This window comes from Methanocella sp. (assembly GCF_035506375.1).
In the GTDB taxonomy this organism is placed as follows: domain Archaea; phylum Halobacteriota; class Methanocellia; order Methanocellales; family Methanocellaceae; genus Methanocella.
In genome coordinates, this window is sequence record NZ_DATJPM010000043.1 from 15,848 (window position 1) to 31,418 (window position 15,571).

General features: G+C 51.8%; 21 protein-coding genes. 11 read left to right on the plus strand and 10 right to left on the minus strand.

All coding sequences use genetic code 11. The features are described 5' to 3' along the window. The first annotated feature begins 409 nt into the window (after nt 1-409). Entirely contained in the window at nt 410-1,042 is a 633-nt protein-coding gene (locus tag VMC84_RS05645; protein ID WP_325378970.1) for a flavodoxin family protein, read from the plus strand. A 176-nt stretch (nt 1,043-1,218) separates the two neighbouring features. After that, on the plus strand, nt 1,219-1,980 hold the full coding sequence (locus VMC84_RS05650; protein WP_325378972.1) for a DUF4386 domain-containing protein: 762 nt from the start codon (nt 1,219-1,221) through the stop codon (nt 1,978-1,980). 81 nt (nt 1,981-2,061) lie between these two features. On the opposite strand, the gene VMC84_RS05655 is transcribed toward VMC84_RS05650, so the two are convergent. After that, the gene (locus VMC84_RS05655) at nt 2,062-3,018 is read right to left on the minus strand and encodes a J domain-containing protein (protein WP_325378974.1); all 957 of its coding nucleotides are present in this window, start codon (nt 3,016-3,018) and stop codon (nt 2,062-2,064) included. Between the two features lie 237 nt (nt 3,019-3,255). Beyond that, nucleotides 3,256-3,789, minus strand: coding sequence for a hypothetical protein (locus VMC84_RS05660; RefSeq protein ID WP_325378976.1), 534 nt, complete (start codon nt 3,787-3,789; stop codon nt 3,256-3,258). 271 nt (nt 3,790-4,060) lie between these two features. On the opposite strand from VMC84_RS05660, the gene VMC84_RS05665 reads away from it, so the two are divergent. Then, entirely contained in the window at nt 4,061-4,234 is a 174-nt protein-coding gene (locus VMC84_RS05665; RefSeq protein ID WP_325378978.1) for a hypothetical protein, read from the plus strand. A gap of 322 nt (nt 4,235-4,556) precedes the next feature. Here the strand turns inward: VMC84_RS05665 and VMC84_RS05670 are convergent, their stop codons facing one another. Both VMC84_RS05670 and VMC84_RS05675 read right to left on the minus strand, forming a co-directional pair. Then, nucleotides 4,557-5,180 carry a tetratricopeptide repeat protein gene (locus tag VMC84_RS05670; protein ID WP_325378980.1) on the minus strand — a complete coding sequence of 208 codons (624 nt, stop codon included), beginning with the start codon at nt 5,178-5,180 and terminating at the stop codon, nt 4,557-4,559. A gap of 110 nt (nt 5,181-5,290) precedes the next feature. Continuing rightward, nucleotides 5,291-5,599: a hypothetical protein gene (locus VMC84_RS05675; protein ID WP_325378982.1), complete on the minus strand. Its 309-nt coding sequence runs from the start codon at nt 5,597-5,599 to the stop codon at nt 5,291-5,293. Between the two features lie 149 nt (nt 5,600-5,748). Here VMC84_RS05675 and VMC84_RS05680 point away from each other — a divergent pair, with 149 nt between their 5' ends. Next, nucleotides 5,749-6,015, plus strand: a complete 267-nt coding sequence (locus tag VMC84_RS05680; protein WP_325378984.1) for a hypothetical protein — start codon at nt 5,749-5,751, stop codon at nt 6,013-6,015. Between the two features lie 4 nt (nt 6,016-6,019). On the opposite strand, the gene VMC84_RS05685 is transcribed toward VMC84_RS05680, so the two are convergent. Beyond that, nucleotides 6,020-6,568: a nitroreductase family protein gene (locus tag VMC84_RS05685; RefSeq protein WP_325378986.1), complete on the minus strand. Its 549-nt coding sequence runs from the start codon at nt 6,566-6,568 to the stop codon at nt 6,020-6,022. 236 nt (nt 6,569-6,804) lie between these two features. Here VMC84_RS05685 and VMC84_RS05690 point away from each other — a divergent pair, with 236 nt between their 5' ends. Beyond that, entirely contained in the window at nt 6,805-6,978 is a 174-nt protein-coding gene (locus VMC84_RS05690) for a hypothetical protein (protein ID WP_325378988.1), read from the plus strand. Between the two features lie 131 nt (nt 6,979-7,109). After that, nucleotides 7,110-8,252: a pyridoxal phosphate-dependent aminotransferase gene (locus VMC84_RS05695; protein ID WP_325378990.1), complete on the plus strand. Its 1,143-nt coding sequence runs from the start codon at nt 7,110-7,112 to the stop codon at nt 8,250-8,252. Here VMC84_RS05695 and VMC84_RS05700 read toward each other — a convergent pair. The 3 genes from VMC84_RS05700 to VMC84_RS05710 all read right to left on the minus strand — a co-directional run bounded on the left by VMC84_RS05700 (nt 8,249) and on the right by VMC84_RS05710 (nt 10,705). Further along, nucleotides 8,249-9,142 (minus strand): 4Fe-4S double cluster binding domain-containing protein, encoded by an 894-nt coding sequence (locus VMC84_RS05700; RefSeq protein WP_325378992.1) that lies wholly within the window; start codon nt 9,140-9,142, stop codon nt 8,249-8,251. The genes VMC84_RS05695 and VMC84_RS05700 overlap by 4 nt on opposite strands. Next, a complete protein-coding gene (locus VMC84_RS05705; RefSeq protein WP_325378994.1) occupies nt 9,139-10,290 on the minus strand; it encodes a TIGR04083 family peptide-modifying radical SAM enzyme in 1,152 nt (383 codons plus the stop codon). The genes VMC84_RS05700 and VMC84_RS05705 overlap by 4 nt, the downstream gene beginning before the upstream one ends. A 67-nt stretch (nt 10,291-10,357) precedes the next feature. Beyond that, nucleotides 10,358-10,705 (minus strand): NifB/NifX family molybdenum-iron cluster-binding protein, encoded by a 348-nt coding sequence (locus tag VMC84_RS05710; RefSeq protein ID WP_325378996.1) that lies wholly within the window; start codon nt 10,703-10,705, stop codon nt 10,358-10,360. Between the two features lie 157 nt (nt 10,706-10,862). Here VMC84_RS05710 and VMC84_RS05715 point away from each other — a divergent pair, with 157 nt between their 5' ends. Next, nucleotides 10,863-11,048, plus strand: coding sequence for a hypothetical protein (locus VMC84_RS05715; protein ID WP_325378998.1), 186 nt, complete (start codon nt 10,863-10,865; stop codon nt 11,046-11,048). Nucleotides 11,049-11,153: 105 nt separating this feature from the next. Next, nucleotides 11,154-11,882: a recombinase RecB gene (locus VMC84_RS05720; RefSeq protein WP_325379000.1), complete on the plus strand. Its 729-nt coding sequence runs from the start codon at nt 11,154-11,156 to the stop codon at nt 11,880-11,882. A gap of 28 nt (nt 11,883-11,910) precedes the next feature. On the opposite strand, the gene VMC84_RS05725 is transcribed toward VMC84_RS05720, so the two are convergent. Continuing rightward, nucleotides 11,911-12,483: a hypothetical protein gene (locus VMC84_RS05725; RefSeq protein ID WP_325379002.1), complete on the minus strand. Its 573-nt coding sequence runs from the start codon at nt 12,481-12,483 to the stop codon at nt 11,911-11,913. A gap of 89 nt (nt 12,484-12,572) precedes the next feature. Here VMC84_RS05725 and VMC84_RS05730 point away from each other — a divergent pair, with 89 nt between their 5' ends. Together VMC84_RS05730 and VMC84_RS05735 are read left to right on the plus strand one after the other, a co-directional pair. Continuing rightward, nucleotides 12,573-13,007 (plus strand): NfeD family protein, encoded by a 435-nt coding sequence (locus tag VMC84_RS05730; protein ID WP_325379004.1) that lies wholly within the window; start codon nt 12,573-12,575, stop codon nt 13,005-13,007. 2 nt (nt 13,008-13,009) lie between these two features. Further along, the gene (locus tag VMC84_RS05735) at nt 13,010-14,149 is read left to right on the plus strand and encodes an SPFH domain-containing protein (RefSeq protein WP_325379006.1); all 1,140 of its coding nucleotides are present in this window, start codon (nt 13,010-13,012) and stop codon (nt 14,147-14,149) included. A gap of 495 nt (nt 14,150-14,644) precedes the next feature. Here the strand turns inward: VMC84_RS05735 and VMC84_RS05740 are convergent, their stop codons facing one another. Next, nucleotides 14,645-14,899 carry a hypothetical protein gene (locus VMC84_RS05740; protein WP_325379008.1) on the minus strand — a complete coding sequence of 85 codons (255 nt, stop codon included), beginning with the start codon at nt 14,897-14,899 and terminating at the stop codon, nt 14,645-14,647. 182 nt (nt 14,900-15,081) lie between these two features. Between VMC84_RS05740 and VMC84_RS05745 the strand changes: the two genes are divergently transcribed. Continuing rightward, nucleotides 15,082-15,567 carry a hypothetical protein gene (locus VMC84_RS05745; RefSeq protein WP_325379010.1) on the plus strand — a complete coding sequence of 162 codons (486 nt, stop codon included), beginning with the start codon at nt 15,082-15,084 and terminating at the stop codon, nt 15,565-15,567. Nucleotides 15,568-15,571 lie beyond the last annotated feature (4 nt).

Genomic DNA, 15,571 nt, shown 5'->3' on the forward strand with positions numbered 1-15,571 from the left:
TCCGGATCTGAATTTATCGGACTTTAGAGGGTAAATACCATAAAAAAACAGTATTAACCCCCAGGGCCCTTTTTTCCTTAAGCACTATCACTTTTGCACAATGTCTTGATCGAATTTTAATAAAATAATGTCCATATATCCAGGCTATCCTTCATAAACATCGAGAATTATCGTTTTCTGAAATGGATAAAGGCTCTCGCTTTGAGCGAGATAATCTGGGGGGGGGGGGGTAGACGGCATGTTTTTTGTGCACTAATATAAAATTATGGTTTTTTAATCGAAACATTTATTATGTTAGCGATAACTAATACCTATAACTAATATGTACATAATGGAGCTATATATACCTCAGTAGAAAGTAAAAACGGGATTAAAGGGCTAACTCAGAATAAATCAGGAATGGAGCATTATGGCTTACGATTGGATCTTTGACAGGCTCGACGATGAGAAGATATCGCGTAGAACCGTGCTGAAAGCCGGCATCGCAACGGGAGTGGGCATCGCCGGCTTATCCGTTGCCGGGTGCGCGGGCCCTTCCGTGACGCCCTCGCCCACCGTAACCCCATTACCCGCGCCGACTACCGGCGTCGGCAATATAACGAATACCGGGGCAAGGACAATGGCAAACGTGATCTACTATACCATGACGGGAAATACGAAAAAAATGGCAGACGTGATCGCGGAAGAGCTCGGCGTCACGGCCGTCAGTGTAAAGGATGTGACGGGGGTCCCGTCAAACGGGATCCTGTTCCTGGGCTCTGGCTGCTATGGCGGCAAGCCCGGCGACGCCATGGTGAAGTTCATCGCGAATAACGATTTCAGGGGGCGGAGGGTGGCCCTTTTTGGCACATCCGGCGGTGGCGTTGGGCAGGAAACACAGGCCATGGTGGAAGCGTTAAAACAAAAAGAGGCCATAGTCCTGGGCAGTTATGATAGAACGGGGACCACCTTCGTGTTCATCAACTCCGGCCACCCGGACCGTAATGACCTGGAAGGCGCACGAAGGTTCGCGAGGGAGATGGCGGCGCTTAGTAGTCAATGACCGAAAACTAATGGATGGAGATCCGATGGCTCAAGCACAAGAAAAAAATCCCCCAGATATGGATATAACAGATACACGCTGGAAGGGCCTCTACTCGATAGGTGGCATATTCTTCATTCTCGTCGCTGGCGATGATCGCTTATTTTAGATCGATTAAAATAGAAAGGAGCAAAATCATGGATAGTGAAACTGGTAAAATAAACTCTATAAAAAATACCGCAAGGATCGTGGGAGTATTATATATTATCGGAACGGTCGCAGGCATACTGAGCGTTGTCATTACCGGGCCGATTTTAAATACACCAGATTATCTGGCGAAAATACCGGCAAATGAAAGCCAGGTGATCATGGGAGCGCTTTTCATATTGATAATGGGCCTGGCACTGGCGATGGTCCCGGTCTTAATGTATCCCGTCTTAAAAAAATTTAATGAAACCCTGGCTCTCGGGTACGTCGTTTTCCGGGGAGGGCTCGAGACATTTACCTATTTTGCAGTGGTCATCAGCATCCTGTTACTATTGCCATTAGGCCGGGCATTCATTCAGGCCGGAGCCCCGGATCAATCCGATTTTCAAGCAATGGGGACTTTATTACAGGGAGCAAAGGCGATCAGCGCGAATCTTACGGAAATCGTGTTTCCCCTTGGTGCCCTGATGTTTTATTATGTCTTATACCGGTCGAGGCTAATACCTCGCTGGATATCAGGCTGGGGCCTCATTGCAGTCGCCTTGTTTATAGCCGAGGCCTTGTTAAATCTGTTCGGCGTCATCACCCCGGACTCGATCATCCAGACTCTGCTCGTCCTTCCGATGGCAGTGCAGGAAATGGTCATGGCCATATGGCTGATCGTTAAAGGATTCGATCCATCCGCAATCGCTTCCATATCTGCCGGAGCCGATCATGATAAGGTCGCGATGGCGGTAAACTTAGCTAAATAAAAGGTGTAAAATAAGGCTGTCATAGCTGGAAATGAAAGAGGGACACATATAATTTGAACAGTATGCCCCATGATTTACCTATCAGGAGAGCGACAGATCCTCGGTCACGATAGCATAGGGCCCGACGCCGAAAGGCCGCGAGCACGCCTCGCTCTTCGTCTGGTTATCCCGGGCGTAGAGCACGTAGCGCTCTTCTATCACGCCGTCCAGGCCCATTGTATTGTTGACGGGAATGAGCTGGAAGTAACCACCGGGGCCGGTGAACGTCTGATAGTACCGGATCGCCTTATCGTTCGCATCGCAAATGGCGACATATATATCGCCCGGCCAAATACCCGCCCCAGGCTCTGTGATCCTGCCCTTGACAATGCCCGACTTGGCCATGAGAACGGGGAATACGGAGGCCTTTTGGCCGGCCGACGGCACGGCAGTCGCCGTCGGGATGGGGGTTGGCGTAATGGCAGGAGTCGGGCAGGGCGATATATGAGGAATAGGGGTCGTGGTCACCGGCATCCTTTGGACTGCGGCTGCCTGCGAGGCTGCGACAGGTGTTGCGACAGGGATCTTTGGGGAATATGTGAAGACGGGAGAATCGCCAGGGTTGTTATGGACGAGCGGAAGAATAAATAAATATGACATGCTCAGGAGCACGACAGCCATAACGAGGGCATATGCTTTTACCCGGCTACTCGTACGAGATACGCTATGATAGTTAATGTTCGGATCGGCCTTCGGGGCCGGCTCCCGGTATGAATATCGGCGTTCTGCCGTTTGCCGGCGACGGTATTCGGGGCGTGGGCGGGAGATATACCACTCGTCATACGATCGCCTTTTCTCCGGGTCCGACAGGACCGCGTAGGCATTATTGATCCGCTTCATCGTTTCGACGGCCGCGGGCGACGCGTTGACATCGGGATGGAACTGTTTTGCCAGCTTATAGTAGGCCTGCTTTATCTCATCCACGGTACAGCCGGGCGTTAAGCCAAGGATCGAATAAAGGTCGTCGGGCATGGGGACGATACCAGCGGCATCGTTCATTTCCGATTATTTATATGATATCTACGGTATAAGCGGTTTTTATCGCCGGCACCCGGGAATTGCCGCGGAATTTAGATATAGGCACCGTAGGCGTATTTACTCATATAGAGTCTACAGTCCAAAACATTTTCTAATCGTTTAACGCATGTTGGCTTGGATAAGCACCTTAAACCTATGGTACGTCACTCAGGCCTGCGGCGCCCGATATGACGAGCTACGCGACTTCACTCGCCCGATCTAATGTTGCCATGGGCGCCGCACCGGCCGCTTTTCGCCGGTTTCGCCTTCTTCAATTCCTGGGGCTCGCGTACGGGAAAGCAGCGAGGCTACGCTATAGGCTTCGAGCGCGCAGGCCAGCGCGAGGCCGATGAATACCAGTGGTATCCCCAGGATGCCGATCGCCGGCCTGCCCCAGGCCTCCAGGATGTTGTTGGCCCCGGCCACGATACCCAGGAGGACGAGGGCGATGGCGAGTATATTGCAGCTTTCGAGAAAGCCGTCGAGCCGGCTCAGTAAATAGAGGCCGGCAATACACACGGACCCGGCGAAAATCTTCGCCTCGACGACCGCCAGCGGCCCGTCGCCCAGAACCCGGACGATGGGCGATATCTCGCTGTCCAGGGCGTTCACGCCGGACGCGGCGAAGACGTGGACGCAGTACAGCGTCGTCGCCGTATCCAGGGCGACGTAGGATAAAAAGACGAACACCAACAGCACACGGAAGGTCTGTCGTGAGCGAAGGATACTGCTCAATAGATTGGGAATATTCACCACACCTCCCTAGGGGGGTCGGCGGGTGGCGGCTTAACTATTTGCCGAATAAGGCCGATGAAACATATTCATCCGATGCCGATATTTACACTTTTAGCCTTTTTCATCCGTAAAAATAGGCGAATAACCACTATATCCAATAATTTATTTTTGGCGATCGGGGATTATGCCGCTACTTACGCGGCATTTATCGATAAAACGTTTGGACATTTAGGGCCATATTATTTTATAATGTTTACATTAGGAATATTTCAGATATACCGGTGATACCATGGAATTCAATATCACCTCAACATGCCGTAAATGCGGCCGGAAATTCTCGACGCTCAAGCGCTATAATGATTTTTTAAGCCGATGGGAACTGGACAGCGATTCGTGCGAGGAGTGCGCGCAACGCCCTGCAAAGCACATCGCAGAGGTGTCGCCAATGGTCGATATGGATTAACCGGCACACTCCTATCTCCGGATGATCTTTTAACGTTTAATGATAAAATTATATATTGCGAGAAGTAAGTTTATCAATATATAGACGCCCATAGAATATAATCGTAACCATCATATGGCAGTATTTCCGAAATGTAAACATATGAAAACGCATGTGTGTGAGGATTGCGGGAACGAGCTATTCTTTCCGCAGCGTATAATAACGAATGGACAGCTTAAGAAATTATGCTTTCACTGCTGCCTGAAATATATGGGCCAGAAGAATGAGAAGCCGATAAAGGCCTGAAGGTTCTGCCAAGCCTGCGAATCAGCAGATCGATGGTTCAAATCCCTTTCAATATGTTTTTATGTATATTTTGGAGGTAAAAGCGGGCTTCTTTAAAATCGGGATTTAAACGGATAGCTTCGTTAAATTCATAAATGGATTCGGACATTAAACCTTTTTTATAGAAGACGAGTCCCAGCGTATAGTGGGCTTCCGGGAAATCCGGCTTAAGCCTTAAGGCCTCCTGGTATTCTTGCACCGCATCGTCCAGCGCTCCCCGATTTTTATAGACGTGTCCCAGTGCATAATGAGCTTCTGGAAAATCCGATCTTATCCTTAAAGCCTCCTTATATTCCTTTACCGCATCATCCGATGCACCCTTTTTTCTAAGGACTTGCCCAAGGCCATAGTGAAATTGTGGATTATTGGGGCTCATATGGATTGCCACCGTGTACTCTTTTATAGCCTCGTCGAACATCCCTATTCTATCGAATACATGCCCTAAACCATTATGAGCATGTATGTCATTAGATTCTAGCTGAATGGCTTTTTTAAATTCATCTAAGGCCTTATAAAATAACCCTCGACTGAAAAAGACATAACCAAGTCGGTCATGGACCTTTGGATCATTCGGATTTAGTCTGGCAGCCACTATATAGTCAATAATATCCTCGTTAATCATCTATGCCCTTTATAAAAATTATTACCATATTATATAAAATATCGCTCAATAGAATAAAGAGAAAGGCTGTTCAAGTATGTACCGCATTGCAGGAAAAATTTATAAAAAGATCAAATCTCACGGCGTATGTTCGCGTCGAACCGCCCGGCGTTGGCCTTATTCGACTGCCCGGGCAGGATATTCGCCGCTTTCTTGCCGTTCTCCGTGAGGGAATAGCGGTCGTTATTCTTTACGATGACTTCCTTTTCCTCCATCACCTTGAGAACGTTCTTCAGCATGATGTTGGGCATTCGCGTCAGCTTCTGAAGGCTTTCATAAGTCTCGCTGCCATTTTTGTGGAGCACGTCGAGTATCTGTTTTCGTTTTACGTTGCCGCTTATAAAGCTGGCCATTTTTTCTTCGACTGTTGCTTCAGCCATTATATCACTCAATTAAGATATGGCGCTACATTGAAAAAAGGCTTTTCCTATAACATGTGATATGTCAGGCCTGTCCATTATGGCGTTAAAAATCTTTATAGCTAAAATCACCATAATATTATGTTAATAATTTAGCTGGTATCAGAAATATGAAGCGCTTGTTATTCATTGTGGCCGTCATGCTGGCGCTGGCCGTGAGCGGCTGCTGTTGCTGCTGTGTTCCCATGCCCGATGTACACAGGCCGGTCATATTTCCATACTTACAGTGGTATACGACTCCGACGCCTGTGCCATCCGTGACTACCGTGCCGACGACGGTGCCAGCGGCGACTCCGATTATATCTATCACTCCCACGGCCATGCCGACGGTCTCACCGGGGCCGTCACAATACCCGACAATGCCGCCCTGGGTATGATCAGCTAATACTTTTCTCGATAAACGATCTCGTCCAGCGGTTTCCGGTATGAGCCCGTCGATACTATCCGCATTATGCTATTTTTCGCCGTTCCGCCCACGCTCTCCGCGGGGTAGCCTAAAGGCATGACGGCGACGACCCGCATAGCGTCGGGTATGTTCAGGATCTCCTTGACCGCGTCCTCGTGAAAGGCGCCCAGCCAGCAGGTGCCCAGTCCCAGCTCCGTGGCCTCCAGCATCATGAACGACAGGGCAATGGAAACATCGACGGTGTAGGCGAGCTGTCCGCAGGGCATATAGTAGTCCGTCCCGACCGCGCACCCGACCAGCGTCACCGGCGCCTGCTCGACGGACCTCTGGCCCATCGCCGCTACGGCGAGCTTTTTTCTGGTCTCCCGGTCCCGCACGACGATAAACCGCCATTCCTGCCGGTTCTTCGCGGAGGGCGCCAGCCTCCCCGCCTCGAGAACTTTTTGCAGCTTCTCTTCCTCCACGTCCTTATCGGCATACGACCGGATGCTCTTCCGGCTCTTGATCGCCTCGAAAACGTCCATATGAACCCCTCTAATATCAAGTAATTTCTTTTTTATAGATTCTGACTATTTCGCCCTCTCTGTACATTTCGTCACCCATATACACCCAGCCCTTCTTTTCACAGTACCCCATGAGTCATAATGGCCGGGCGTAATAATATTTGCTATGACCGCCTGCACTACAATCGAAAAAATATTAATAGGTTGAAGCACTACAAAAATATAGACACGTATAGTGTCTAGTAGGGGATAGAAAAATGATGGAATCCTGTGCAGTAGATGACGCTTTTGTCATGCACTTCAACGTACCGTACGACAATATCGACCTGTATGTCTCGTATGCCCGGCAGGTAGAGTTCGAGTTCCAGGCCTGCGTGGACGAGCTCCTCGAGCAGTACGGCATGTCGCACCTTAAAGTGAAGTCACGATAACGTCGATCCCGCGGTAAACGGCTGGTAGCATCGCCTCAGAGCCAGCGTATGCTATATACCTCAAAATCATCAGCTTTATCCGGCATAAGATACATTATCCTTGATGCCGCAAATAGGCCATCGGATGCCCTATGAAGTTATCGCCAAAAGCCGAAAGGATACCTCCATTTTTCGTGATGGACGTCCTGGAGCGCGCCCAGGAGCTGGAGCGCTCGGGCCGGAGCATTATCCACCTGGAGGTCGGCGAACCCGATTTTATAACACCGCCCCATATTATCGAGGCGGCCGGCGAGGCTTTACGTCGGGGCGAGACAAAATACACTCACAGCCTCGGCCTCTTAGAGCTACGGGAAGCCGTCGCATTTACCTATAAAGAAAAGTTCGGCGTGGATATCGTTCCGGACCAGGTCATCGTAAACTCGGGCACGAGCCCGGCGATGCTTCTTTTATTCATGGGGCTGCTTGAGCCTGGCGGTGAGGTGATCATGTCCAGGCCGCATTATGCCTGTTATCCCAACTTCGTCGATGGGGTGGGCGGCAGGGCCGTGTTCGCCCAAACGAAAGAAGAGGGCGGGTTCCGGCTAGAGCCGGATATTGTAAAAGAGCTAATAGGCCCGAGGACAAAGGCGGTCCTCATCAACTCGCCGGCCAACCCCACGGGCCACGTCATGGATGCGAATGAATACAAAGATCTATGCGAGGCGGCCGGGAACGTGCCAGTCATTTCGGACGAGATATACCAGGGCCTCGTCTACAAAGGCGAGGACCATTCCATCCTCGAATTTACGGATAACGCCTTCGTGCTCAACGGGTTCTCAAAATTATATGCCATGACCGGCTGGCGGCTTGGGTACCTCATAGCCCCGAAAGACTGCGTTCGCCCTCTGCAAAAACTCCAGCAGAATTTCTTCATCTGCGCCAACAGCTTCGTGCAGCACGCCGGCGTGGCCGCCCTGAGGGGGCCGCAGGACCACATTAAGGCGATGGTCGCGGAGTATGACCGGCGCCGGAAATACATGCTCCGCAGGCTCGGGAAGATAGGCCTGCCCGTAAAAAGCGAGCCCGCCGGGGCCTACTATATCCTCACGGACGCGAAACAATATAGTAACGACTCTCTCAGCTTCAGCCGTGATATTCTCGAAAAGGCGGGCGTCGCAGTGACTCCCGGCCTGGACTTCGGGGCGGAAGGGTACCTGCGGTTCTCTTATTCCAACAGCATGGAGAACATCGGGGAAGGCATGGACCGGCTGGATAAATACTTGCACGGGCTTTAATGCAGGAGTGGCGTCAGGTTCCTCGGGATGATGTCCAGGATAGACAGCAGGTCGCACTCCTCGAGCTTCTTCACCAGCGGCGCCGGCAGCTTATCCTCAGGCGTGCCCGCCAGCAGGAGCTCCGTCTCTTCCCGCGAGAACTCGGCCCCGTCGACGATGTCGATCATGCCCTTGTTTTCCGGGCAATACTCCTGGCAATACAAGCACCCGACCAGGGAGTTATGCCACGTCTCGTCCATCCATGATGGGAAGGGCACGTTCCCCGGCATTTCGTTATGGAAGACAATGCAGCGCTCGGCATGTAATAAAAATCTATTCTCAACGATAGCTCCGGTGGGGCAGTTATCCCTGCAGATACTGCAATCATTGCAGCTTTCCATCATCGTCGGCTCGCGCCATGTGCCCTCTTCGGCACAGGGCATGTCCGTATAAAATGCCGATAGCCAGTAACAGCTGCCCAGCCCTTCGATGTACGTGATATTATTCCTCCCGTACGCGGCGAGCCCGCTCCTGACGGCGAGCAACTTCTTCGGCAGCACGGCCGGCGTGACTTTATATGGTGTCAGCAATTCCGCCAGCGTGTCCTGGGCCTTTCGGTCATATCGGGCACCGTGTATATACGTCGGCGGTATGTATACCGGGATTTTAACTTCATTTTTAATAAATGAAAAACGTATCGCGGGCATACGGCTAGCCATGACAATGACCGACATGGCCCCGGAAAATCCCTCGGGCGGGCGATAAACGAATCTTTTGAGGTATTCCTGGTTTAGTCCCTCGTCTATCAGGCCCTGCTGTATTAACCCATCGAATCCCTGGCGCAGGTCATCCAGGCGAGAGATGGGGACGATACGAGCCGACAGGCCATGCTCTTCGAGGCGCACGCTCATATCTCCTTCAACATGATGGCCATGATGCCCTGCTTCGAGGACCTCTCGGGCGGGAACCCGAACGTCGCCGACTCGAGGCCGCCCGAGCCGCCGAACATGTCGGTGTTCATGCGGCCGATGATCTCGTCGAAGATACGCTTATAGGCGACGCAATGTGGGTCGACGCCCTTGATCTTGCCGTCATAGGGCGCCATGGCATTGTACGGGCAGCCGCCGCGGCAATAGCTGATGTGCGCGCAGTCCTTACAGTGCTTATCCACGTATTTCTTATACCTCAGCATCAGTATCCCGGCCTTCGAGCCCATCAGGTCGTCCATGGTCGGGTGATCGTAGACGTTGCCCATGACATAGTTCGGCATGCCCACGTAGCGATAGCACGGGTAGATACTCCCGTCGGGGCCGATGGCGAACGTGTCGCCCATGCAGTCCACGTACGTGCAGACGGTCCCGTGGCCGGTGAAGATACACTTGCAGAGGTGGTCGATGTTCATGACGTCGATCTTATCCATGTTCTCGAGATACTTGTCCAGCAGATAGACGAGCAGCTCGCCGTATTCCTCCGGGTCCAGGGCCCACTCGCCGGGCTTATTGCTCCGCAGGGACGGCAGGGCGGGATGCAGCTTCAGCGTCAGGTCGTTCTTCAGGAAGTAGTCAAAGATCTCCTCTTTTTTCTTAACGGAATACGAGGTAAAAGTGCAGATGAACTTAACGTCGAGGCCGTTCTCTTTAGCGATCTGATAGCCCCGCATGGTCCGGTCGTAGTAGCCCTCGGACCGCTGCTTGTCGTTCAGCTTTTTCGGCCCGTCCAGGCTGGAGCCGATAGGGATGTTGTACTTTGCCAGGACTTTCGCGATCTCGGGGGTCATGAGCCAGAGGTTGGTCTGCATGGCGAAAGCGATCTTGCGATCCTTCAGGCCCTTAGAAAGTAGCGCCAGGGACTTCTTATAAAAATCCGCCCCGGCGAGAAGCGGCTCGCCCCCGTGGAAGGTGAACGTGACGGCCTCGCCAGGCCGGAACTCCTTCAGCCATGCGACGACCTCTTTGATGGTATCGACGCTCATTTTCGGGGAGTCCGGGTCAGAGCTCCAGCAGTAGCTGCACTTCGACGGGCAGCCCAGGGTCGGGATAAGCATCACGTGAAAAGGCATCAGATTCGCCCCTCTTGCTATAATGATTATGGTATGCCACGGGAGACGAATAAGTTTTCGCCAGCCGTCATAGCTGGTACGGATTTGGCTGGACTTCGGCCAGCTTTCCCGCCTTATAGTCCTTGAAAGCCTGCAGCAGCGTGCCGGCGGCGCCGCTATACATCTTAATGCCCTTATCCATAAAAACGCTGATCATGCAGGAGCCGATGCGGCCGGCGAGCACGACGTCGATGCCGGCGCCGGCGACTTTTCCGGCAGACGCCTTCTCGGAGGCCGCACCTTTTATAAAATCGACTATCCTGGGCTTGCCTTTTTTATCCTCGATGATGGCGAAGTATTCGCTCTTAGCGAAGTGGTCGTTGACCTTCGATGATAATCCTTCCGGGGAAACAACAGGCACGGCGAGCCGGGTCATATATCCATATATTCACCCCGGAGAGGCTTAATTATTCCGCGGCACTTAGATACCGGCTTATCAAAATTTTTAATCGTCGATTTTTCCGTTACTGCCGGCCGCCATTCATGTGGATATCGGCGATTACCTTTAAACATTATATAAATAGTAGGATAAAATGATGAGTAAGTACCAGATGGTCGATAAAAGCTTATCCCGTATGTTCTGGTCGAATTATACGGCACTGGCCCGCGCAGAGCAGGAAGGTAACTTCGGCTATTGGTGCTACTTCGACGAGAACCTTTTTTGCCAGGAGCGCGAGGGTTGCGAGAACTGCATGGTCAAGAATAAGGTCGTCAGGTAATTCCAGGCAACACCATAAAAGTTTTTACCCCTGACGATGCAATAGACAATTATGCAATTAAATGAAAATAAGTTTATTCGCGCTTCCGAGATCTCCTCTTATTATATGTGCCCTCGCCTTGTATATTTTCAGAGACGCTGCGCCCGCGACGTTACCGACTCGGGCGTGAGGGCCGGCTTTTTTAAAGCGCTTTCCCATGAGCTGTCACAGGTCGTCCAGTCCACATGCCCGGAAGCATCATTTGAAGAAGCCGTCACAAGAGCCTGCGCCGATTCGATATCGGTCTATGGAACATTATATGAGCCTGTCATATCGGGCGCAGCGCAGGAAGCGCGAGGAATTTCCGATAAGATCCTGGGAGGCGTGGCCCGAGAAAAAGGCGGGTCAGGAGAAGATGGGCTGATGAATCTTATGCGGCCGGTTTCTATCGGGGTCAATGCCTATTCCGACCGGCTCCGGATATCCGGTACCATCGATAAGGTCATACAGCACGGAGGCATACATGCTCCGGTCGTCATCTCCGCGTCAGGCCCCCCGGAAACCGGCGTCTATGCGTCCGACCGCATCCGCCTGGCCGCATATGCGATGCTTCTCAGCGAAAAATTCGGCGAACAATGCACATGGGGAGCCGTCGAATACGTACCCGGCTGGAGCCTGCGATGGGCTGAGATACGATACGAGGATAAGAGAAAAGCGCTTTATGCCCGCAATCGGATCCTCGATATGGACAAAGGCAGGATGCCCGAAGCAGTCCGGGGTAAGTGGTGTACGGGATGCGGGCATGACAGCGCCTGCAGTGTAAAGCCTTCGCTGCTGGGCAGTATTTTTCGATAATCTCTTTTTTCACCGCCATTGAAAGAATTTACATTATTACCGGGTGTCCATAATTGCCGGAATTTTTCTTATTTGCCTTCAGCTTATCCGATATCCCCTTCGTCTCATTGATGTCGCTGATCAGTGGTATCACATTTTCCGAATACGCTTTATGGCCGTTCAGTATCGATAGCCCGGCGGCGTGCTCTCCGAGCTTTTTCGACCAGTTGCCCAGCCTGTCGACGCTGGCGCCGATGGAATCCGCCATTTCGGCGGCCTGGTCGTCCGGGACCATATCGTTCTTTTTAATGAGCGCCTGGAGGAAGGCCTTTTTATGGTTCGTCTCGTTCGCGAGCTGGTCGCTGCGCTTAAGAACCAGGGCCGACTGCAGGCCCGGGTCATTTCCGGCAGCGTTAAACTCATACTCGAATATATTTTCCTGAATATCCTGGGCGTGAGTATCCAGCGCATTGTCAAGGATGAATGAAAGCGGCACGGCGTCTGAACTGCTATCGAACGCCTGCTGTTGTGCCGAGGCGGTAATGGGCAGCGCTATAAATAATATGGCAGCCAGCACTAATAATGAAGCAAATAGACTTATGAACGAGCGTTTTAACTCCATATCCTTGCCCAATTACCTTCTAAGGCATTCAAGGATATAAACTCTCGGAAGAATAAAGATACTGAACAGCGTATAAGTGGTTGATTACTATGGAACTGGGCTGGATATTATTTATAGCCGGCGTGATGTTCTTACTGGTGGAGCTGGCCTTACCGGGGTTCTTTGCGGTCGTGCCGGGAACGATCCTTGTGATCGTCGGCGGCCTCATGTTATTATTCCCCGGGCTGGTGACGTCTCCGCTGGGCATCGCGCTGCTAGTGGTGTTGACGGTGGTGGTCAGCGTGCTGACTATCATGTTCTATAAGCGTCTGGCTCCTATCCAGAAGCCATTCACAACCAGTATGGACTCGCTCGTCGGCAGGACCGGGGAAGTCATCACGCAGGTATCGCCGGACAGCATCGACGGCAAGGTCAAGATCGACTCCCAAATATGGAGCGCCACGTCCGACGAGTGCATCGACGCCTGCCAGAAGGTCAGTGTCGTGAGTGTTTCAGGAGTGCATCTGTTCGTCAAGAGGGTATAAAGATGTTATTATTACAGGCAATCACGGGAGTAGAACTACTCTTCGGCATCGTTTTATTGTTAGTAATCGGCGCCATCGTTCTCATCTTAGTCTCGGGCATACGCATCATCCAGCCCTATCAGCAGGGCCTGTGGATCTTGCTCGGCCAGTACCGGGGCCGCTTGAACCCCGGCTTTAACTGGGTCATCCCGCTGGTGAGTAACGTCATTAAATTAGATTTGAGGACGCAGGTGCTTGAAATACCAAAACAAGAAGTCATCACCAAGGATAACTCGCCCACCAACGTAGACGCGGTCATTTACATTAAAGTCGTAGACCCCGAGAAGGCTTACTTCGAGGTCACGAACTACCGCATGGCGACCATCGCCCTCGCGCAGACGACGCTAAGGAGCGTCATCGGCGACATGGAGCTGGATGAGGTGCTTTACAACCGGGACCTCATCAACAACCGCTTGAGGGATATCCTGGACAAGGCGACGGACGCCTGGGGCGTGCGCGTCGAGGCAGTCGAGATCCGTGAAGTCGACCCCGTGGGGCCCGTCAAGGCGGCCATGGAGGAGCAGACCTCCGCCGAGAGGCGCAGGAGGGCGGCCATCCTTCTCGCCGACGGTAATAAGCGTTCGGCGATCCTGGAGGCCGAGGGTGCCAAGCAGGCCATGATACTGAAGGCCGAAGGCTCCCGGCAGTCGAAGATCCTGGAAGCCGAAGGTACCAGGGTCGGGAGCATTCTCCAGGCGCAGGGTGAAGCTCAGTCGTTGAGGCTCATATCGCTAGGTGCCGTGCCCCTGGATAAGAAAGCACTTACAGTTCTATCGCTGGACACGCTGTCGAAGATGTCCAACGGCCAGGCCACGAAGATAATCTTCCCATTCGAGATCTCGAAGCTCATCGAGCAGTCCGCGAAATATCTCGGCGCCTCCGAGGAGAAGGTGCCCGAGGTCGGCGAATCGACCAATGTCGAGAAGATCGTGGGCAAGCCCGAGGACGTGCTCGGTAAGATACCCAACCCGGACGAGCTTAGGGCCGAAGTGGCCGATATCGAGTCCCAGCTCAAGAAGGAGCTCGAAGACACCGCCAAGACCACGAAGGACCTTAAGAAGATCGGTGCCGATAGGCCTACGGAACTGCTGGATAAGAAATAAACGATACGGGCATGGCTCTGTCCATGCCTCTATTTCTTTATTAAAGAAATTAAAGCTGTGTTGAATATGCCCTTTTAAGTCTCAGAGTGTATGGAGGCACTATTTTTCACCACAAAGGCACGAAGAGCACGGAGGCTCACAAAGTTTTCTTTATAATTAAGAGACAAAGGGCACAGAGCCGCTTTTTGAACTTTTAAGATACAAAGGATACGAAGGCACAATGGTAAAAAGTGCTCGCATGTTCATTCCACTGTGCCCCCGTATCCTGATCGCCAATGAACCGGCTTTGTGTACTTTGTAACTTAATCTAAAAAGAAAACTTTGTGAGCCTCCGTGCCATCGTGCCTCTGTGGTGAAAAATAGTGCCCTCAGTGCCCTTAAAAAGCTTAAAATACGGGAGTAATTCAACACAGCAATTAATTTCAGCTTGTCATGTTTTAGGTGATTATTTCTGCCCGCGGCACAAATGAAAATGCTATAAAATATTAAAAGAGGTCACTCGACGAGCACGCCGTAGGCGTTCTTGAGCTTCTTGTTCTGCGCCTCCAGCGCCTGGCTGATGTAGCGGCCCGGCGCGTCGGTATCGACCAGAAGCTTTTGCTCGTAGCTATACCATTCGCTGTTATCCACATGAGAAACGTCATAGCCGTAACCGGTCAGGAAATCCCTGATGCCAGTCAGATAAGCGGTCTTAAGCTGGCCGACGTCCATGAACTCGTTATCGACAATTAGCTCTACGACATTTATCATATGGATACCCTCACTCTGAAAATCCGCAGGGAAGTACTAGAAAGCAACTTGTGTTTAGAGCGAAAATACGGCCGAAAAACGATATTATCAACGCTTGTCGCATAACCGCCTGCCCATTACGTAAAGTTTATGACGCAACAAGCCTTTCTTTTTCTTATAATAATTATGCAGGAGCATGGGTTATGGATCGGATCTACTATCGTTTTCCTCAACAGATCGACTTCGAGCAGCGCTACGGCTTTAACGGCGATCTGAAATACCTCGCCCGCGTCATGGCGAGCATGTACGGGAAGTCGGGCCATATGGAGATAGATACGACGGGGCCCAACGTAAAAAGAAACCCGGACACTGTCAAGGCGCGCCGGGACATCAAGGTCGACATCGTGCAGAACAGGCTGGACTTCGTGCCGTTGAGCCAGGCCACGCTGGAGAAGGAGCTTTCGTCGATACCGCCGAAGGGTACCATCGACTTCCGCTTCACGGTCGGCTACACGTACATGGATAAAAACTACGATAAGATGTCTCTCGTCGACGACGTGTTCCTCGTCCGGGCCACTATGAACAACGATCTCACGCTGCAGATCGCGCAGACACATGGCCAGGGACGGACCATACCTGAAGAAGTGGCGGCCACCATCGAGACCGTGATGGAACATTTCAAGGGATAAGTCC